This is a genomic window from Helicobacter fennelliae (assembly GCF_900451005.1).
In the GTDB taxonomy this organism is placed as follows: domain Bacteria; phylum Campylobacterota; class Campylobacteria; order Campylobacterales; family Helicobacteraceae; genus Helicobacter_B; species Helicobacter_B fennelliae.
Window position 1 is genome coordinate 1,063,039 of the sequence record NZ_UGIB01000001.1, and the last position, 19,191, is coordinate 1,082,229.

20 protein-coding genes and 2 pseudogenes are annotated in these 19,191 nt (G+C 37.8%); 15 read left to right on the forward strand and 7 right to left on the reverse strand.

Annotated elements, in window-relative coordinates; genetic code table 11:
* Window positions 1-145 precede the first annotated feature (145 nt).
* Together DY109_RS05190 and DY109_RS05195 are read left to right on the forward strand one after the other, a co-directional pair.
* Window positions 146-1,444, forward strand: a complete 1,299-nt coding sequence (locus tag DY109_RS05190) for an MFS transporter (protein ID WP_181811358.1) — start codon at window positions 146-148, stop codon at window positions 1,442-1,444.
* Complete coding sequence (locus DY109_RS05195; protein WP_081714844.1) at window positions 1,428-2,420, forward strand: NAD(P)H-dependent glycerol-3-phosphate dehydrogenase; 993 nt, start codon at window positions 1,428-1,430, stop codon at window positions 2,418-2,420. The genes DY109_RS05190 and DY109_RS05195 overlap by 17 nt, the downstream gene beginning before the upstream one ends.
* 232 nt (window positions 2,421-2,652) lie before the next feature.
* On the opposite strand, the gene DY109_RS05200 is transcribed toward DY109_RS05195, so the two are convergent.
* The 3 genes and pseudogenes from DY109_RS05200 to DY109_RS12605 all read right to left on the reverse strand — a co-directional run bounded on the left by DY109_RS05200 (window position 2,653) and on the right by DY109_RS12605 (window position 4,594).
* Entirely contained in the window at window positions 2,653-3,228 is a 576-nt protein-coding gene (locus DY109_RS05200; protein WP_115737809.1) for a hypothetical protein, read from the reverse strand.
* Between the two features lie 106 nt (window positions 3,229-3,334).
* Window positions 3,335-3,940: pseudogene (locus DY109_RS12600) on the reverse strand (TonB-dependent receptor domain-containing protein); the annotation flags it as partial.
* A 1-nt stretch (window position 3,941) separates the two neighbouring features.
* Window positions 3,942-4,594: pseudogene (locus DY109_RS12605) on the reverse strand (TonB-dependent receptor domain-containing protein).
* A 294-nt stretch (window positions 4,595-4,888) separates the two neighbouring features.
* Between DY109_RS12605 and DY109_RS05220 the strand changes: the two are divergent.
* The 3 genes from DY109_RS05220 to DY109_RS05230 all read left to right on the forward strand — a co-directional run bounded on the left by DY109_RS05220 (window position 4,889) and on the right by DY109_RS05230 (window position 6,195).
* Window positions 4,889-5,095 carry a hypothetical protein gene (locus DY109_RS05220; RefSeq protein ID WP_023946197.1) on the forward strand — a complete coding sequence of 69 codons (207 nt, stop codon included), beginning with the start codon at window positions 4,889-4,891 and terminating at the stop codon, window positions 5,093-5,095.
* Window positions 5,096-5,460: 365 nt separating this feature from the next.
* Window positions 5,461-5,784 carry a nucleotidyltransferase family protein gene (locus DY109_RS05225; protein WP_034549043.1) on the forward strand — a complete coding sequence of 108 codons (324 nt, stop codon included), beginning with the start codon at window positions 5,461-5,463 and terminating at the stop codon, window positions 5,782-5,784.
* A gap of 81 nt (window positions 5,785-5,865) precedes the next feature.
* Window positions 5,866-6,195 (forward strand): HepT-like ribonuclease domain-containing protein, encoded by a 330-nt coding sequence (locus DY109_RS05230; RefSeq protein WP_051404601.1) that lies wholly within the window; start codon window positions 5,866-5,868, stop codon window positions 6,193-6,195.
* Window positions 6,196-6,208: 13 nt separating this feature from the next.
* On the opposite strand, the gene mobP1 is transcribed toward DY109_RS05230, so the two are convergent.
* Window positions 6,209-7,996, reverse strand: coding sequence for a MobP1 family relaxase (mobP1, locus tag DY109_RS05235; RefSeq protein ID WP_023946189.1), 1,788 nt, complete (start codon window positions 7,994-7,996; stop codon window positions 6,209-6,211).
* A complete protein-coding gene (mobC, locus tag DY109_RS05240) occupies window positions 7,997-8,521 on the reverse strand; it encodes a plasmid mobilization relaxosome protein MobC (RefSeq protein WP_034549041.1) in 525 nt (174 codons plus the stop codon). It abuts the gene before it with no gap.
* Between the two features lie 356 nt (window positions 8,522-8,877).
* Here mobC and DY109_RS11450 point away from each other — a divergent pair, with 356 nt between their 5' ends.
* From DY109_RS11450 to DY109_RS05260, 5 genes are all read left to right on the forward strand, one after another.
* Window positions 8,878-9,051 (forward strand): hypothetical protein, encoded by a 174-nt coding sequence (locus tag DY109_RS11450; protein WP_023946183.1) that lies wholly within the window; start codon window positions 8,878-8,880, stop codon window positions 9,049-9,051.
* 89 nt (window positions 9,052-9,140) lie between these two features.
* Window positions 9,141-10,064 carry a hypothetical protein gene (locus tag DY109_RS05245; RefSeq protein WP_115737806.1) on the forward strand — a complete coding sequence of 308 codons (924 nt, stop codon included), beginning with the start codon at window positions 9,141-9,143 and terminating at the stop codon, window positions 10,062-10,064.
* A gap of 29 nt (window positions 10,065-10,093) precedes the next feature.
* Window positions 10,094-10,495, forward strand: a complete 402-nt coding sequence (locus DY109_RS05250; RefSeq protein WP_023946179.1) for a hypothetical protein — start codon at window positions 10,094-10,096, stop codon at window positions 10,493-10,495.
* Window positions 10,496-10,744: 249 nt separating this feature from the next.
* A complete protein-coding gene (locus DY109_RS05255) occupies window positions 10,745-11,188 on the forward strand; it encodes a DUF5710 domain-containing protein (RefSeq protein ID WP_023946175.1) in 444 nt (147 codons plus the stop codon).
* Window positions 11,189-11,224: 36 nt separating this feature from the next.
* Window positions 11,225-11,962 carry a toprim domain-containing protein gene (locus DY109_RS05260; protein WP_023946173.1) on the forward strand — a complete coding sequence of 246 codons (738 nt, stop codon included), beginning with the start codon at window positions 11,225-11,227 and terminating at the stop codon, window positions 11,960-11,962.
* Window positions 11,963-12,727: 765 nt separating this feature from the next.
* On the opposite strand, the gene DY109_RS05270 is transcribed toward DY109_RS05260, so the two are convergent.
* Both DY109_RS05270 and DY109_RS11130 read right to left on the reverse strand, forming a co-directional pair.
* Window positions 12,728-13,318, reverse strand: a complete 591-nt coding sequence (locus DY109_RS05270) for a tyrosine-type recombinase/integrase (protein WP_081714842.1) — start codon at window positions 13,316-13,318, stop codon at window positions 12,728-12,730.
* Window positions 13,319-13,615: 297 nt separating this feature from the next.
* A complete protein-coding gene (locus tag DY109_RS11130; protein ID WP_147291172.1) occupies window positions 13,616-13,798 on the reverse strand; it encodes a hypothetical protein in 183 nt (60 codons plus the stop codon).
* Window positions 13,799-14,150: 352 nt separating this feature from the next.
* Here DY109_RS11130 and DY109_RS05285 point away from each other — a divergent pair, with 352 nt between their 5' ends.
* The 5 genes from DY109_RS05285 (at window position 14,151) to DY109_RS05305 (ending at window position 19,186) form a co-directional block, all read left to right on the forward strand.
* Window positions 14,151-14,462 (forward strand): hypothetical protein, encoded by a 312-nt coding sequence (locus DY109_RS05285; protein WP_112058925.1) that lies wholly within the window; start codon window positions 14,151-14,153, stop codon window positions 14,460-14,462.
* Window positions 14,463-14,477: 15 nt separating this feature from the next.
* On the forward strand, window positions 14,478-15,347 hold the full coding sequence (locus DY109_RS05290; protein WP_023946159.1) for a TerB family tellurite resistance protein: 870 nt from the start codon (window positions 14,478-14,480) through the stop codon (window positions 15,345-15,347).
* Window positions 15,271-16,230, forward strand: a complete 960-nt coding sequence (locus DY109_RS05295) for a glycosyltransferase family 2 protein (protein WP_244916655.1) — start codon at window positions 15,271-15,273, stop codon at window positions 16,228-16,230. Before DY109_RS05290 ends, DY109_RS05295 begins: the two co-directional genes overlap by 77 nt.
* 108 nt (window positions 16,231-16,338) lie before the next feature.
* Window positions 16,339-18,336, forward strand: coding sequence for an LIC_10190 family membrane protein (locus tag DY109_RS05300; RefSeq protein ID WP_023946155.1), 1,998 nt, complete (start codon window positions 16,339-16,341; stop codon window positions 18,334-18,336).
* Window positions 18,299-19,186 carry a class I SAM-dependent methyltransferase gene (locus tag DY109_RS05305; protein ID WP_181894621.1) on the forward strand — a complete coding sequence of 296 codons (888 nt, stop codon included), beginning with the start codon at window positions 18,299-18,301 and terminating at the stop codon, window positions 19,184-19,186. The genes DY109_RS05300 and DY109_RS05305 overlap by 38 nt, the downstream gene beginning before the upstream one ends.
* Window positions 19,187-19,191: the final 5 nt, after the last annotated feature.

Below are 19,191 nucleotides of genomic sequence, written 5' to 3' on the forward strand. Positions count from 1 at the left end.
AAACACACATTAAATATTTTACCCCCCCCCCTGAAAGTTTCCTTAAAAGTTGAAAAATCATTTGTTTATAGATTCTCAAATCAAAAATTTCTATGATTTAAGCCCTAGATTCTGATTTTTATGTATAATTTTATCTTTTTGGAGTATCATGAAACAGCTTGACAAAAATAATATAAAAGTGCTTTGGCTTTCATCACTTGGTGGGACTTTGGAATTTTATGATTTCATCATCTTTTTGTTTTTTACTTCGGCGATTTCGTATCATTTTTTTCCAGAGACTTTGAGTGAAACTTGGAAAACTATCAATACTTATGGTTTGTTTGCAGCGGCATATTTTGCGCGCCCTTTAGGCGGGGTTGTGATGGCGCATTTTGGGGACAAAAACGGACGCAAAAATATGTTTATGCTCTCCATTATGCTTATGGTGATTCCGACATTTTTGCTTGGGGTTATGCCGACATTTGAGACGATCGGCTATATCGCGCCTATCGCGCTTTTGCTTGTGCGGATTTTGCAGGGGATCGCGATTGGTGGGGAGTTGCCCGGTGCTTGGGTTTTTGTCAGTGAGCATACGCCAAAGCACAAAAGAGGCTTTGCGATTGGGGTTTTAACCGCTTCTGTGGCAGGCGGGATTTTGCTCGGATCGATTGTTGCGGTTTGTGTGCGACTGGCTTTTCCTGCGGAAGTAGTCGAGGAATGGGCATTTCGGATTCCGTTTATTTTGGGCGGTATTTTTGGGATTATTTCAGCATTTTTGCGCCGTTATCTTGATGAGACACCGATTTTCCGCAAAATCAAAGAGCAAAACGCGCAACATCACTTTCCTATCAAAGAAGTGATCGCAAGAAACAAAAGCGCGATTGTGATTTGTATGATTTTTACTTGGATTCTCACTGGTGCAGTCGTGGTGATGACACTCACCATGCCAAAATTTGTCGGCAAACACTTAGAGTTAAGCGAGCTTGTGATTGTGTTATTGCAAATGCTTGTTGTGTTTGGAATGTCAAGTGGTTGCGTGCTAGTTGGCTGGTTTTGCGATAAAGTCGGGATTATTAAAGCTAGCAGTGCATTTAGCCTAGGACTTAGCGTGAGTTGTGGGGTTTTGCTGTGGCTTGTATATGAGGCAAATATCACAAATGTGGGATTAATCGTGAGTTTGTATTTTGTGTGTGGGATTTTTATCGGTGTGACGTGTCTTGCGCCGATTATCACGCTCAAGCTTTTTCCTTCCAAGATCGCTTTTTCGGGTTTGAGCTTTTCGTATAATGTCGCTTATGCGGTGTTTGGAGGCACTGCTCCGATTTTTGTCAGTGCTGCGATCTCAAGCGCGCACCCGTTTTGGATCGCTTGCTATATGATATTTTTAGGACTTATGGGCTTGTGCGCTACATTGTTTATCTACAAAGCGCGACTTTTTGACAAAGTGTATGATGAGCATGACTGATATGAGCACGATTAGCGTTTGTGGAGGCGGAGCTTGGGGGAGCGCGCTAGGCTTTGCATTTGGGCAAAATCATCATGTGCTGATTTCTTCACGAAGGAAGCTTACGCTAGATTCTAGTTTGGATTCTGCTTTATCCTCTAGTTTGATTCCTGCTTCTACTTCCTCTATTTCTTCTACTTCTCTTGCTGTCTCGATGCGACAAGTCTCGCTAGCAGAGGCACTAGAATCTGAATTTATCGTGATTGCCATTAGTGTGGCGTTTTTGCGTCAATGGCTTGAATCTGCACCGCTTAAAGCAGAATCTAAATATCTTTTTGCGTGTAAGGGGATTGAGGAAGGCACAGGGGCGTTTGTGCATCAGATCGCCAAAGAATTCATGCCATCGCAGCAGATTTGTATATTAAGCGGTCCGAGCTTTGCCTCTGAAGTGAAGCAGTCTCTGCCTTGTGCGGTGGCGATCCATTCAGATAATGAGCGCATCGCCACAGAGTTTGCGCAGTTTTTTCCGCCATTTATCAAGCCCTATGTCAAAGATGATGTAATCGGCGCAGAGATAGCTGGAGCGTATAAAAATGTCATTGCGATTGCTGGCGGGGTTTGCGATGGATTGGGGCTTGGGAATAACGCTAAAGCAGCACTTCTTGCAAGAGGGCTTATAGAAATGGAACGTTTTGGGCGATATTTTGGTGGCAAAATAGATACATTTTTAGGGCTTGAGGGTGCGGGGGATTTGTTTTTGTCGGCTAGCTCAAAGCTTTCTCGCAATTATCGCGTGGGATTTGGCTTGGCGCAAAACAAGCCACTCGAGCAGATTTTGCGTGATCTTGGCGAAGTGGCTGAAGGCGTGAAAACGACAAGAGCGATTCATCTCATCGCGCAGCAAAACAATATCTACACGCCCATCGCAAGCGAGGTTATGGCGATTTTGGACGGAAAGGCATGCAAGGAGAGTATATTAAAGCTTATGAGTCGTTAGATTCTGCTTTGCATAGAATCTAAATCCTCTCTTTTTGCACATTTCAGGGAATTTGAAATTTTTAGCCTACGATGAATGCTTATGTTGAGCTTTTTTTGTATTTTTGCTTGCCTAAATCTGCCAAATATAGAGGATTTCTTAATGTATCATTGCGTCTGTATAGAATCTAGATTCTAATTTAGATTCTACGCGAAAGCATTTAGGCAAACCTTAGAATGAATCCACACAGAATCTACACACTCCAATAGATCGCTAAAGCAGTGATGATAAATCCTACCCCGAGTGTGCCAAACGCGCTTAGGCGATTTTTTTTGCAAAATGAAGTTACAAACAGCCCAGAGAGATAAAACAGCAACAGCGACACCCCAAATCCAACCGCAATAAAGTCAAAAAACGAGAATCTAAACCCGCCAAGCTCAAACTTCGTGCCACCGGATTTATGCATCATCATTAGCACGCCATAGAGATTTCTATCTATGACATTCATTATCACCTTTCCGCTCGGATCTTTGGAGATAAACGCGCTATATTTCACATTTCCCATACTGATTCCGCCTTTGAAGTTTCGCACTTCTGTGTTTGAGGGGATTTTGAGATTATTATTTTTGAGTATTTGGAGTATGACTTCTTGCTCTTTGCCTTTTTGGGGCATTGATTCAAGCTCAAACTTCCAAGTTTGCGCGCCAGAATTCTGCCGAATCTCAAATATATACAACGCCCCAGTGATCGCATAAATCAACGCCGCAGGCAAGAAAAAAAGGCTTAAGTATGTATGGATTTGCATCCATGTTTTTTTGGTGATTTTCATTGTGTTCCTTTTGTGTGGATTAAGCTAAAAATAATAAATAGAACCAAAAAGCCCGCGTATGATAGCAGGCTTTTGTGAAGTTGGTGTGAATTAGGCTTAAAACAGATTATATATCATATCTCAAACTTACCCAATAGCTCCTACCATCAAACCAATTTTGGTAAGCATTGACATAGCCTGTGGTAGTTGTTCCATTGTTTGTGCTTGTATAGGGCAAGTATTCAAGCTTTTGGTTAAGCAAATTATTGACTGCAAAATTAAGTAAAAGATTTGGGCTAAATTTATAATTCACATTCAAATCAAGCAAATGAGAATCTTTGTAATGATCCCCTAGCACACTTCTAGTTGCGGCATTTGTGAGAAGCTCGGTTGTTGTCTGTAAGCGTGAAGTAAGCTTTAAATAAGTGCCAAAATTTTTGTAATTGTAGCTAAGCTTTGCTACGATTAAGTGTCTTGGCTGCCCTTGGATTGGCTTGCCGATATTTTCGCCTGAGAGTTGCTTAGAATCCACAAAAGTATAAGCCACATCAAAGCCTATGCCAAAAATTGGCTTGAGTTTAAAAGTCGCCTCTGCTCCAAGTGAGCGCGCAGAATCTAAGTTTATGTGAAAGCTACATTGTTGCGTTCCTCTACCAACCACCGTTACACAAGTTCCTGCATAGCCATGCCCTAGCGCACTCCCTGTCGCGACATTCTCATAAGCTATTTTATTGCTAAAGTCTGTGTCCTGTTATGGCAAAATTCACATATCTAAAGTCAAAATCTGTGCCTAGCTCGTAGTTTATGCTAGATTCTGGTTGTAAATTTGGATTCCCATAGCGTGGATTTGCACCTTGTCCATTGACTTTGTAGATCCCGGGCTTAGCTCTTTAATCACTGGGACTTTGTAGCCTGTGGCTACTCCGCCCTTGATAGTCCAAAAGTTAAAGGGCTTAAAGACAAGATAGCCCCGAGGCGTGGCATACGAGCCAAAGATCGAGCCATAAGTATAGCACACACCGCCGGTGATCCCAATGTATTCGTTTATGCTGTATTCATCTTCTAAGAAAAGTGAGCTTTGAGTTTGGGAGATTGCCCTATGGCGCATTTGATTATCAATACCTGCATTAAGCGTGTTTTGAGCTACATTTTGGGCGTGTTGGAATCGCTCATGCCATACTTCACCACCCACACTTAGCTTCATAAAGCCTGCTCCTCCTAGATCAAAAGGCATTACAAGCTGAGATTTGGCAATATAGTTGTCGCTAAAAAGTGTTGCTACGCCTGTTTGTTGTGTGGAGTTGTATTGCGCGTAAGTATTCCATTTTCCAAAGTTATAGTTTCCGTCGTGATTAAGTGTAGATTTAATCTTCCATATATTAAACAAATGGGTTTGATTGTGTATGACAGAGATGATGTGATCAAGTGGCTTAATTTAAATAAGACTAAAGGAGTAAAATGAAAGAGAATAAGGTAGTCGCCCCAAACACAACTAAGGGGCAAACTAAAAAAACAAGAGCTTCCAAAAAACTAGAAGCAAGTGATATTTTAGCAATAAATTGTAATGGATAGAATGCTTGAAATCTTTGAATGAGCAAAAGACAGCAATGAGAATTTACTAGGATTTATCCCTTGCAATAAGCTCTCTACCAATCCATTTTTTAGCCAAGAAATAGCCGATTTGCGTGAGTTTGTAGAATCTAGGATTGCAGAGCGAGATTTAGGGGATATTATTTTGCTAGATTCTATGCTTTTTGAACGCAGAGCGTATAAAAAAGCAGTAGAAGATGGACTAAGCTTAGATGAGTTTGGCGATAGCAAAGCAGTGGCGGAATTTGGCATATTTTTCAATGAAATTGTCAAATATGGCATTAAAAAGATAAAATAAGTATTATAAAATATTGTTAATATAAATATTATTTTGTATTGATAAAACAATAAGGAGCAAAAATGGCATTTAAAAAGCCTTTGAGTGAAAGTGGGGTACAAAGGGAGCAGATTTTGTAGAATCTGCTAGTGGTGAGAATTCAGAATCCAAACACACCAAAAAAGGAAATGAGTTAAAAATAATTAGTGTAAAGTTACCCATACACTTGATAGAGCGAGTTAAGCGTTACCAAAAAAGCGATATGGCAAAGCGTGTGGATATGCAAAGCTATATCTTTGAGCAAGCCATTACACAATGGCTAGATGCAAAAGGGTTTGAGAAGTGAGCTGTATTTGGCATATCAAAAAACAACAAAGGGAAGAGAAATGACAACAGAACAAAACAACATATTGAGCTATTTGGCAGTATTGAAACCAGAACTAGAAAAGGTTGGTGTTACAAAGCTGGGGCTTTTTGGCAGCTATGCCAAAGGGAATACTCACCACAATAGCGATATTGATATTGTCTATGAGATTGATTTTGATCGTTTTAAAAACACGATAGGTGGCGGATTTAAATATCTTGTATTTTTTGATAAACTACAACAACAAATACAGCAACAATTTAACACTGATGTGGATTTATGTGATGCAAGCTCTATGCCGCTTGACAAGAAAGAAACCTTGCTGCAAGGAGCAATATATGTATGAGAAAAAGAAAAATACGCTCATACTGATTGGCAGCAAAATTGATAAGATTTTCAAATTTGTGGCAATACAGGTAGGGATGGTGTGATTTCTGCATTGAACGATGATGTGCGTGATAGACCTGCAATTTTAATGCATCTTACATCTTGCGAAGAACAAATTAAAAAATTAGCTAAAGCGGATATTGATGTGAGTGATGTCATTGTTAGTGATGATATAGCAGGATTAAGACAGGTAAGAAATAGAATAGCACACGATTATGAGGGGATTAGCCTAGAAGTCATAGAGGATATTATCATAAATGATTTACCACGAGTGAAACAATGTATAGAAAAATTTTTAAATCAATATGAGACTACTGAATCTCAAGTCAAACAAGAGACTAAGAAAAAAGACAAAGATTTGGAGCGATAAATAACATACGCTTTTATCTCTCCAAATCCCCTTTGTTTTTCTTGGCATTAAACTTAGCCCACTGCTCTCTTGTGTAACGTTTTGGCTCTATGGGCTTAATGGATTCCATCTCATCGCTAAATTTATCTACTATTCGCCACTTTCTTTTGCTAGTAGCATTTCTTGTATCGCTATGATTTGTTGATCGCAGTTCTCTATTATCATTGTTGGCTGAATCTGGTCGTCTTGGTAGGTTATGCTGTGCATCACTTGGCAGAAGCATTTGATGTTGCGTTGATTCTTTATCCACATTGCTTTGGGACATTCTTGACAAATCGTGCTTTGTGGTAATTTCACTTGCAAGAGTGTCAAGGTTGGACTCTGATAGATAGGGCTTTGATCTAGCAGCTCTCCATTGGAGCTCGGTATTAGATTCTCTAAATCCTGTGAAGCTGCTAATTCTAAGCTCTGCATATTGCTCTTTGAATCCTGTGAAAGCATTGTATCTTGGCTTTGGCGTATTTGTTGCTTGAAGTATTGCAGCTTTTCTTGCAAATTTTGTAGCATTTCGCTCGGCATTGAATCTAGCCCATTGCTCTCTTGTGTATTGTGGTCTTGTGTTTCCATTTGTATCCCTTCGTGTTGGTTTTGGTTTAGAAGATTCTTTCAGTCTTACTATTGGCTTAAAGGTCGGTGGTTTTGGGAGTTTCACAAAGTCTTTTTCTGCCCTATCTCGTATAGATATATCCCATATCGCTACTTTTGTAGTATTAGTGATTGTGTAAGTTTTACCACCAATTGTTTTCTCAAATGTATAAGGACGAAGTTTGTAACCTAGCTTTTTAACACGGATAAAATCACTTTGTTGCAAGTCATATTTTTGCGCTAACTCCTTTAAATGCTCTCCCCAAATCGTTACAGATCTATTATTGACAAGATACGAGATAAAAAAGCTATCTTTGTTGAGATTATCATCATTATATGGAGCTTCGCCAAAGTTAATAATTCCATAAAATTTTTGCTTCAAGTCTAGCTCCGTTCTTCTAGGAGCGTTTAAGGCAATTTCATAGCCACGATAACTATCGCTTCGTTTTGTGGCAAGCGCATACACTCCACGCGCATTTAATTCCTTAGCAAAGCTTTGTCGCATAGCAAATAAATCTTTCTTTTGTATATGGATTCTGCTACCATTGAGATTATTAGCATTAAGACAAATGTGGCAGTGTGGATTGTCTGTGTCTTTATGCAAAGCCAGCACAAATTGTGCGTTTGGATAGAGCTTTTTCATCGTAGCAAAAGCGGATTCTTGCAAAATATGTGGCTCACACTCTTCATAATCTCGCATAGAAAATACCATATTGTAAGTTTCTCGCCTTTCTCTTACTCTCTCAAATCTTTGTGGAATATTGGCATAGGATTCTACGCAGTCTTTGGTATCAGCTTTTCCTAAAAATATATGATTATCCGCACTTAAAAGCTCTAACTCTCCATCGCGTGAGATATATTCAATATGTTTTAAAAGTTGTGTTTTATTTCTCGCATTTGAAGTGATTTTAATCATAACTTCATAGCCACCACTCATAAGTTTTGCTTTTTTATCTCGCTCTTTTGCGTAAGCAGATAAATCAAATCTGCCTTGATTCTCTTTGAGTTTTTGGGCTTTCTCTCTTGCTTTTGTAGTATTTTGAGTGGATATGTTTGAGTTTTGTGTAATTAGCAAAGGAACGATTGGCTCTTGCTTTTTGCACTTGCCGCCCTTTCCAAATATTAAATTCCAGCTCATCATTGCTAAATTTGTTAGCAAAATATTTTGGGATTGCACTCACGCTAATCGCCTTTTGTTTGATAAAAGTGTAGTGATTGCTAGAGAGAGTTTATCAATTTTTTCTCGCAAATCGTTTAGTATTGCAAGCAATTTGTCATCTATATTTGGTTTGAGTTGTGTGTTGTATGCTTTGGCTATTTGATTGATATTTGAGCCGATTTTATGAAGCTCTGCTCTTGTTTCATTGAGCGATTGTATCTCTTGCATATCGGGGATTTTAACTTTATAGATGAAATTGAGCGCGTGGAATTTAAGCTCTCTTGCTACCGAGCCACGAAAATTCTGCTGTGCGGATTGTTTGAGTTTTGCATATTCATCAAGCGAGAGATATAGCACAATTTTCTTTTTACCCACTTCATCATTGCTGGATTCTAGTAATTCCAAATGCTTATGGGGCTCAAAACTCTCAATCAAAAAATTAAGAATCTTTGATTTATCCAAACCACTTTTTTCTTGGATTTTGCAAAGTCGCTCTTTGTTATCGTGCGTGATTCTAAAGCTTACAATGTTTGATTTATTCACAATCCTTCCTTTTTTTGGTGTTACAACTTTCAAACTCGCTTAGAGTTTGACTCTCCGCGTAAGCGGACTTCTCGCTTCAATTTGAAGCGACTTTTCAAAATTTGCGTGGCAAATTTTGATTAAGAGCCACGCAGTGCAGGAGGCAATTCTTATGAATTGCCGCAAAAAATACGCAAAATTTAAAAACGAAGTGTTTAACATTTTGGCTATTTTTTGCTATCCTGCATCCTTTTAAAATAAACATTTTACATTGATAGTTTTTCAAAAGTCAAGTATATTTCTCAATTTATTTGTTATGTTTATTTATATTTAGAATATAATATCTTATAAAATTATTTTACAAGGAGACACAAGAAATGGATAGCGCATATATCAAAGCACTGAAAGAGAAATATAAAAACAATCTCGCTAAAGCAAAGGAGCGAGAGAAAGTTAAGCTCAATACCTTGTATAAGGATTTAGCTTTAGCAATCGTGCAAAAAACTTATAAAGAGAGTGAGTTTAAAAGCTTTGTAGTGATGATGAGTTGATAGCAAAAGCTCTCTTGCCATTGTTAGAAATGTATCCGTCTAAAGAAGATTTACAAGATAAAACGTCAAACAAAGACAAGGAGTAGAAAATGATGAAAAAAGCTATAAGTGATGATTTTTTTGAGATTAGCTTTGCGCAGAGTGAGGCCAATGAGAGATTGAGATTGTGTGATGATTATAAGGACACTTATAGAGAGCAGCACGATATTGATTGTATTTTAAGCCACTTAACAACTATTGATGAAACCAAAAAAGAAAATAAAGTAAAAGGTGGCGACTTCAAAAGCGAGATAGTTGATTTTACTATCTCGTATGGAGTCAATGGAAAAATGGTGAGTGAAAAAATCAGCGTGCCTTTAGGCTATGGGCATTTTGAAAAGGGTATCAATCATTTGCGAGATAATTTTTCACAAGGGCTAGGTTTGAATCCAGAAGAGAGAATTGCGGCTAATAGCGATGAAGTCCGCAAAAGATTAGAAAATAAATGCAAAGGATTTAAAAAGCCCACACTTGATATGGCATATTTACAAGCATTAGGCAAAGGCACTATTGATACTTGCGTAGAAACTGCTAAGGCATTGAGCAATGAGGAGCTAGGTGCATTTTTAAAAGGATTCCAAGAGTATAGTAGGCGAGTTGGCAAAAAGACAGATGATAATAAAGAAGCCCTCATCAATGCTTTAGCCACAAAACTTGGAGTGGATTCAAAAGAGCTAAAAGAATCTATTGATGAGTATTTAAACAAAAAAACAAAAACTCATATAGACAATGTAGAAAAAGATACCAGCGAAGAATCAAAAGAGACTTTGACAAAAGATTCTGCCAAGCAAGATAAGCAATCCACAGAGAAAAAATTTAGCAAGAATCCGCAGCCAAGCGAAGAGACAAAAAAGAAAATGGCAGCAAAGCGAAGCGAGATGGCTAAGACAAAAAAGGCTCAAGTGGCGGATAAATCTAAAGCAAATGAAAGAGCCAAAACTAATCTGCCACTAGTCCAAGAAATTATCCGCTGATAAATAAGAGAGTGAGATAAGGAGAAATAATGGATAAAAGCAAAAAAGAACAACAAGGAATTTATAATGTAACCTTTGGAGATGAAAAGGTTGCGCCTATATTCAAGGATATTGAAGCTATTGAAGATGCAGTAATTGAGTATATCACTATATATGTGAAAGGCTGGCACAATGTAAGAAGAGGTAAGGGGACTGGTGCAGAACATATTAAGTTGCATTTAGAAAAAGGCTCTCAAGGTGAAATTAGCATAGAGGAGCTTGTGAATATTGGAAAGTCTTTAAGAGAATTTCTAAAAAACTTTGATGAGCCTTTTATTGATAAAAATGGGGCAAAAGTATATGAATGGCAAAATGATGATAGTGTAAGATTTAGAGTAATTACAGACACAAAGGGGAGGGTCACTCGAATACGCCACTATCCCCTTTGCTGATGTAATTATAATATTCTACTCTGATAGGAATCTTAACAAACAAATGGAGTTTAAGAACCAAAAGGTTGAAGAGTATTATCAGCAAAAGGTATTGCAAAAGTCGCCACAAGATAAGAAAAAGATTTTTTCTAAAAATCCCAAGCCCACGTAAGAGACAAGAGATAAGCTCAATAAGAAAGCAAAAGAAATATCAAACAAGCTAAAGATTGATAAAGATTGTTCCAACAAGATGGGCGATAAGGATAGATAATGCCAAGAGATTCTAGGATTTATATCTTTGTGCCCTTTAAAGATAGAGATGAAGCTAAGGGGTTAGGAGCTAGGTGGGATAAAGACAAAAAGCAGTGGTTTGTGCCTAGTGGATTAGATTTTGCTCCATTTTCTAGATGGGAGCATAAATACACTTATGAAATAAATGCAGATGAAGCCATAAGGCAATTTAGCGAGAAGTTAAGAGAGTGTGGGCTAATGCTAGAATCTATGCCCATTATGGATGGCAAAATCCATAGATGCAAGGTTGAAGGCGATAGGGGCAGAGAAGCTAGCGGAGCATATCAGGGCTACTTAGATGGCTATCCAAATGGCTGGATTCATAACTTTAAGACTGATGAGCGAGTGAAGTTTAAATACGCAATGACCGCTTCTTATAGTCCAAGCACTACAACATACAATAGAGACAAAACTATCCAGTAGCACAAAGCCATTGCACGAGTCAAGCAGCAGCAAGAATTGCAAGAAAAGACTGCCAAAAGACTTAAGATTGAATTTGCAAATGCAATGCCAGCACCAGACTCCCACCCCTACTTAGAATCCAAAAATATTAGTATCCAAAATATTAATATCAAAGTGGATACATTTAATAATCTGCTTATCCCCTTGCGAGACATAAATGGCAAAATGCAAAGTTTGCAGCGTATAATGCCAAATGGAAGCAAGATGTATGGCGTTATCAAAACAGCACAAGAAAGGCAGAATAATGAAGAGTTCTTAGCTAGGAAAAATGGGTTATTTTTCACACAAAGACCATTAGAAGAGCATAGCGAGTTTTTTGTATGCGAGGGCTTTGCTTCGGCTATGAGTATGAGTAAGATTTTAAATAAGCCTAGCATTGCGGCTATGGATTGTGGGAATTTGCTTAATGTATGCGATGAGCTAATATCCAAATATCCGCATAAGCACATTACAATTTGTGCGGATAATGATATGAAAAAAGAAGCACAAGGCAGGAGAAATGCTGGAATGGATTCTGCCAAAGCGTGCCAAGAGAAATATCCACAAATCCGCATAATCTATCCACAAATTAAATCAAGTGAGATAGAGAGTGTGAGTGATTTTAACGACTTAGTAAATCTGCGCGGCATTGAAGCAGTAAGAGCAGAGGTAAAAGAGCAGATTGATTCGCTTAGTATGCCAAAAGAGATTAAGCAAAATCCTAAAACAAAAGGCAAAGATGGTTTTGAGCGATAATCATTCGGCTTTGATATAAAAATATGAATATTTATAAAACAATATATAATAATCTTATAATATATATATATATGTATTGTTTTATAAATATTTGCTTCCAAATAAGCTATTTTTAGCCCTATTTTTTAACTCTTTAAAAACACAAAATTTTAGGTTAAAAATATTGGGAAAACGGGAATGCGGAGTAACATCGTGTAATGGGGCATTTCAAACCCATTTTTGACATCACAAAATTTTCATTTTTAACATCTTTTGAAAAATTACTAAGCTCTAAAATCCCATAATACACGAGCTTTGAGCCTTATTCTAAAAAGTGTAAAAAATGATGGGCGAAATGTGGCGGGAAAACGGGAATACGGAGAAGTGCCGTAAAATAGGGCATTTGATGGGTATATTTTGAGGTGTAAAAATCACACTTTTTGCTTAAAGTTTTATTAATAGCTCTTGTAACAGCGTGTGGAATGGAGTTTGAGACACTTTGAAAAAATCGCATTTTTTGTCAAAAGCGTTATTTTCATCGTATGGTAGGGCGTTTGATGGGTGTAAAATTTTATCAAAAAATCCACAAAACCCTATTTTTAGGGACTCACTTTTTCAACTTTTTGGACAAAATTGGGAATACGCGGAAAATGGGGCGTTTGAGCGTTTTTTTGGTAATTTGACAGATTTTGAAAAATGAATGATTGGAGCAGCAAAATCATTAGAGAGACAATACAAATATTTATGCATATTGGCTTGTATTTATTTGTATTGTTTATTCCTTGCTTAATCTTGTTTATTTAGCTCAAATTTGCATAGATTATTCAAATAATCCCCATACCATTGCATTAAGATTTTGAGCTGCTCAAATGTGCTTTTTTCTCGCTCATATGCAAATTTGATTTCATTATCTGTTTTATGAGCTAAAGCAGATTCTATGACTTCATCACTTATACCTTTTTGGAGTAGTTCGGCTTTGTGTAGTGTGCAAATAGTGCGAAATATCGCACGGAATCCGTGAGCAGTTACTCTGCCTTTGTATTTGCCATTTTCTAGCTTTTGCAATGCGGTATTGAGCCTATCTCGGCTTATGTGTTTGAGTTGGTTAAACGCTGGGAATACAAATACACTTTGTAGTCTCGCTGTTTTTTGCTTTTGGTGTTGTAAAATCTCTAGCGCGTAGTTGCTTAATGCTATGGTGTGGCTTACTTGCGTTTTCATCTCTTTGGCAGGGATTATCCACAATGCAGAATCTAGGTCAATATGACTCCATTTAGCCTTTGCAGTGTTGATGGGGCGATGGACACAAAGAATTTGTAGATATAGGGCATTTTTGATTTGTGGGTCTAGTGTGCTGTGAGCTAAATCACATAAAATTCTTGTAGTTCATTTTTATCTGTGATGGCAGGAAGTCTAGAATCTATGTCGTTATTGAGATAGAACTTAGATTTAGTGGGAAACTCCTGCCTTAATCCAAAGGTTGGATTATAGTCGATATAGCGGTCTTTTAGAGCTATGCTAAAAATGCCATTGAGATGAAGAGTTAATCACTTAATGGTTTCAAGTCTGCTTTGCTATAGCCTTTGTTTAGTCCTTGTTTGTGCTTTTGTCTTATGTATCTAGTATAGAGATTTTTGAAAAGATATTTTGTAGAATCCAGATCGCCCCCTGTCTCTATGGGGGGGGGATTTTTTGTGTTATTTTTATTGTGAATAGTTTTATGTGTAGAGAGTATATTCCAAGCAGAATCTTTGCTTCCATCATCAACAAAGCACAAAAGCTTTGGTTGTGGATTTGGTGCTGGGCGATAAGGGCGGATATTTTGTCTGATAATATTTGGATTGTTTTTGTAAGCACAGCTTCTTCATTGTAAGCGGGGATCACTATGGCAATTTTTGGCGCAAATTTTGCGGAAGGGTGAGATTTTGTGTGAGTAGATTTGATAAGGGTAGATTCTAGGGATTAGATTCTATGGATTGGGAAGCATTCATATTTTTGCCTTTCTTTTTGGTTTGTTTTAGTTTTGTTGGCGCACATCATATCATATTTTGTGAAAATCATATAATTACAGACAATCGCATCATCGCCTGCCAACGCAAAAGCCGCGCGGTTTTGCGGTTTAATGTAAATAAATTTTGCCTTGAGAGATATATTTAAAAGATTTTGATAGAATGCGTGTTTATTTTAGGCTTAGATTTTGGAGTTTTGCTTGATTAAAGTTTTTCTAAAAATTTTACTTGCTTCTATAATCGCGGGTATTTGGCATGAGCTTGATGAGTCTGGAAATGAAGGTATTGCGCTTGTTATTTTTATATTTGTGCTTGCGGTATTGCTTATGAATCCTGTCAAATTCCAATCGCCTGAAAAGCGAGAGGAATATATCCAAAAAATGAGAGAAAAAAAGGAGCAAAAACTCGCGATAGCACTCAAACAAAAAGAAGAGCGCGCGCGCCTTAGAAAAGAAAAGCAAGAGCGCGATGAGCAAGCACAAAAAGAGCTTCAAGCAAAAATCAGAAAGTAACAAAAAGGAGAATCTATGGTTAATCTTGTGTTGTTTATCATCGCTGGGATAGTGATTTATTATCTGTATATCACTTTTCAAGAATACCTCAAAAACCCAATTTCAACGCAACCTTCTCAATCACAATCAGAATACAATCTCAAAAACGATCCATATGTGCGTGCCGATCCTAAAGATCGATTGAAAAACTCTTATGCGGGCGTGAGCGTGCGGATACTCAATAAGCTTTTGGAAGTAGGGATTGCTAAAGATTCTCGCGATAAAGCCCCGAGTCTTTTGCAAAGAGGCTTGATTGAAAGTTTTATCAAAAACGTCTCCTTAACTCTTAGCGACAAACAAAGCGAACAGCAGCTTTTGTCAATGGTCGGACAGAGTGAATCGCAAGATATTGCGTCTTTGGCGCAGGAATTTTTGAATGATACTTATGGCGAATACAAAAAACGAGTGGCGTTTGTGGCGTTTTTGTTTATGCTTGCATGGAGTGATAAGGATCTCAACGAGAGAGAACGAGAAGTGATTATTGATGTCGCGGCGTATTTGGATATTGACAATCAAGATTTTAATCAGCTCTATGAAAGCTTTGAATCAAGCCAATCAGTAAGCAATGATGAGATTACTACACTCAAAGCTCAATATAGAGCAAACTTTAAAGATATGCAAACCGCAAGTGCTTTGCAAGAGGGCTTTACATCTCAAATCGCCTCAGTGATCGCCAAATCACAAAAAAGCCAAGAAACCCCAAAAGCATTGATTGATAAATTATGGGCTTTGCAAGAAGTTTATGATGAAGTCTATAATGAGGCGCATAATGAAGTATGCGACAAGGCGCACGATGACACACATCAAGATTCTACGAATGCTACAAATCCAGAATCTAACATCTAAAACAAGAAAAAAAGAAAAAAGGAAAAATATGAATAAAACTTCTGCATCTTCTGAATCTGTATCACAAGAATCCTCAAATAGCATTGTTGTCGGGGGGGGGGGGATTTTTACACCTCATAATTCTTCACAATCTTTCTTTACGCATCACACTTCCTCTCCACATTTTTCTACACTCTCAATTATCATTCCTTGCTACAACGAAGAAGCGACAATTTCTAAGATTCTGGAAGTTGTATCAAATGTGCAGATTCCATATCACAAAGAAATTATTATTGTTGATGATTGCAGCACAGATAAGACGCGCGAGATTTTATCCGAGATTTTATCAACGATGGATACAACCTCTGCAAATACGACACTCTCATTCATTCATCACACACACAATCAGGGCAAAGGTGCGGCATTACGCACAGGGATTGCCTCTGCGAAGGGGGAGATTGTGCTTATCCAAGATGCGGATTTAGAATACGACCCAAACGAATACCCAAAGCTTTTGCAGCCTTTTGAAAGAGGTGTGGCAGATGTAGTGTTTGGCTCTCGGTTTGTAAGTGGAGATTCTCATCGGGTGCTTTATTTTTGGCATAGAATGGGAAATGGTATGCTGACTTTGTTTTCAAATATGATGACAAATCTTAATCTCACGGATATGGAGACTTGCTACAAGGTTTTTAAACGTGAGATTATCCAATCTATCCAAATCAAAGAAAATCGCTTTGGGTTTGAGCCAGAAATCACCGCAAAAATAGCCAAAATCAAAGGTATCAGAATCTATGAGGTCGGTATCAGCTACTATGGGCGCACATACGAAGAGGGCAAAAAAATTGGCATAAAAGATGGCTTTCGCGCTTTATGGGCGATTGTGAAATATCACTTTAAGGATTGATGGGGATTGATAAGGATTTGAATCATTTGCGTGGTTTTGCTTGGTGTAGTTGTGTGATAGTGTAGGCATAGGTATTTGTAAGTTAATTTATAATTTAGGGAGTAAAATATGAGTATTATTTCTCAAGAATGGTTTATTGCAGATTGCAAAATTTTGCTTGTTTTGCTTGGTTGGATTCTGGCTACATTTGGTTATGGAAGCTTAGTTTTGCGCCTTTTTTATTGTGTCAATAAGGCTAATCCTTTTACTTTTAGTCGATCTCAAGTTACGCGATCAAACAATAACTCTTTCTTAGCCCCCCCCCCTATAAGCTCTCTTGAAATTCTTGTTTCTTTGGTATTGGGTGTAGGGCTACTTATTTTTATTGTTAGCGTGCTACACTTTTTTATTCCTTTGTATGGGTATATATCGCTTGCATTGCTTTTGTTTGGGATTGTGGCGTTTTTTGTGTGCTATGCATATCTCCTCAAAGATTGGCGTATATGGATAAGCGGGATTATTGCATTTTTGTTTGTGGGGATTTATAGTTTATTTTTAGATTCTATAAGTGATAGCATCAATTATCATATACAAATTGTAACTTGGATACAAGAATCTAATCTCGTATTTGGGCTAGGAAATATCCACACAAGGCTCGGTTACAATGGCAATATTTATAATTTTTATGCCCTTACTGATGTAAGCCAGATTCTTGCTTCATTGCGGAGCTTTATAGGCAATGAAATTGTGTATTTTGGGTTTTTATTCAGCGCGTTTTATGGGCTTCTTTGTAGAGAAAAACACACTAATGCAAATCTCTTTTTGTTGTGCTGTTTGCCATTTTTTGTTTATGTGCTTCATGGCGGGGAGTTATCAGCACTTTATTGTGAGGGCATAGGGGCTGTATTTGGGATTTTGGTTTTTGCGCTTTTGTTGCTTGCTCTTGAGATAGATTCTGCCAAAAAGCCTGCGGTATTTTTTATCGCATTTTTTATAGCCCTCATTGCCACGACTATAAAAATCGCTAATACCGCTCTTGTATTTGGTGTGATTTTGGGATTTGTTTATGTATATAGAAAGAAAATATTTTCTAGAGAATTTTTGCGAGGATATGTATGGGCGTTTGTGATTGGGGTGGTATTTTGCCTTCCATGGGTGCTTAAGGGGCTTGCTACAAGTGGTATGATAGCCTATCCTGCGAGCATAGGCTATTTGCAATTCTTACCATTTGCAGTGAGCGAAGAGGATCGCGCAAGTGAAGTGTGCTGGATTATGAGCTGGGCTAGAGATCCGGGCAAAAATTGTGTCGAAGTGCTATCTTCAAACGCTTGGCTTTGGGATTGGCTGCATATGAAGCAGAATTATTTTCATTGGTATTTTAAAAGATTTGTTTGGACATTTTTTTGTCTTTTGGGCTTTGCGCTTGTGCTTTTTGGGCTGTATTATGTGTCGCGCAAAAGCCACAAACAAGCTCTTATAAAAAATATTTTTGATGAAAGCAGAATAGATTTTAATACCCAGAATCTAGCGACAAACTTAGCTCAATTTGCGCTGATTTTTGTAGCTATTGTGAGTGGTGTTGGTTTTTGGTTTGTCAGTGGTCCAGATCCGCGATTTGGTATGGTGTATATTATTCCGTTACTTGGGGCATTATTTGGGGTCAGTCTTTTGCTAAGTTTAGCGATACGATCTAAGCTATATCGCTTTGGTGCGTTATTTGTTTTGTTGTTGTGCTGTATTCCATTTTTTCTCATCAATCGCCCGATGATTGTATTTGTAAGCGCATTTTGGGTGATTTTTGTGATGAGTAAATGTTCTTCACGCGTATTTGTAGGGCTTATGATTGTGCTTAGTCTTGTGAGTGTGCCAAATTTTTATCGCAAAAATTATAAAAACATTACCCAAATGCCAAAGGTTTTGCCTGTGCATGTAACGCAAAAGATTACAGATTTTGGAGTTGTCGTGTATCAGCGCACAGATGAGCCTACTGATACATCTCAAACGATTGATTATGAAGTGCGTCCAATGACACCTTATTTTAATCCACGCGTGCGTAAGGGTGAGTTTTTGGGACGCGATGCATATATCAATGAAAAACGATTTGATAGGCGTGAGTCTCAAAAGTGAGTTATGGTATTACGTTGCAAAATCAAAACAAAAAACACAAAGGAATATGATGAGTAACACAAACAATACAAATAAGCCCATAGTCAAAGAGACATTTTTTGATGTGCTTTTACGCAAAATGCGATTAGCTCGTGTTTTGCCAAGCATTAGGGGGTTTAGTGAGCCTTGCGTGCTTGATGTGGGCTGTGGCTGGGAGGCTAGGCTTTTGCGTGAGATTGAGCCTTATATCGCTAAAGGAGTAGGGATTGACTTCAAAGCCCCAAATATAAAAACACCAAAAATAGAGACATTAAGCTATCGCTTTGAGGCATTGCCAAATGAGAATCTATATGATGTGCTTACATTAGATTCTTTAGATTCTAGCTCGTCTAACTCATCTAGCGCATTAAGTGAAGCGACTTTGGATCACAAATCGCTAAATTCATCAAATAATTTGAATTCATCAATTTCATCATTAATGTTGCCATTTGCTTCCTTTGCCCCCCCCCCCAATAGTGTTTTACACACTTATTTGCCCTTTAAAGATGAAAGTTTTGAGATTGTTACGATGCTTGCTGTGATTGAGCATTTGCATTATCCTATCGATATGCTGCGAGAAATCGCGCGCGTGCTTAAGCCAAATGGAATCTTGCTTCTTACAGCACCAAGTCATCTTGCAAAGCCTGTGCTTGAATTTCTCTCTTATAGGTTGCATTTAATCGATGAAAATGAGATTCTCGATCATAAACGTTACTACAATAAGCGCGATTTGGCAGAATCTATAAATCAAGTCTCAAATCTTAAGATTTTGCAACATCGCTATTTTCAGTGTGGTATGAATAATTTTTTAAAAGTTGTAAAAGAAAGTTGAATAGA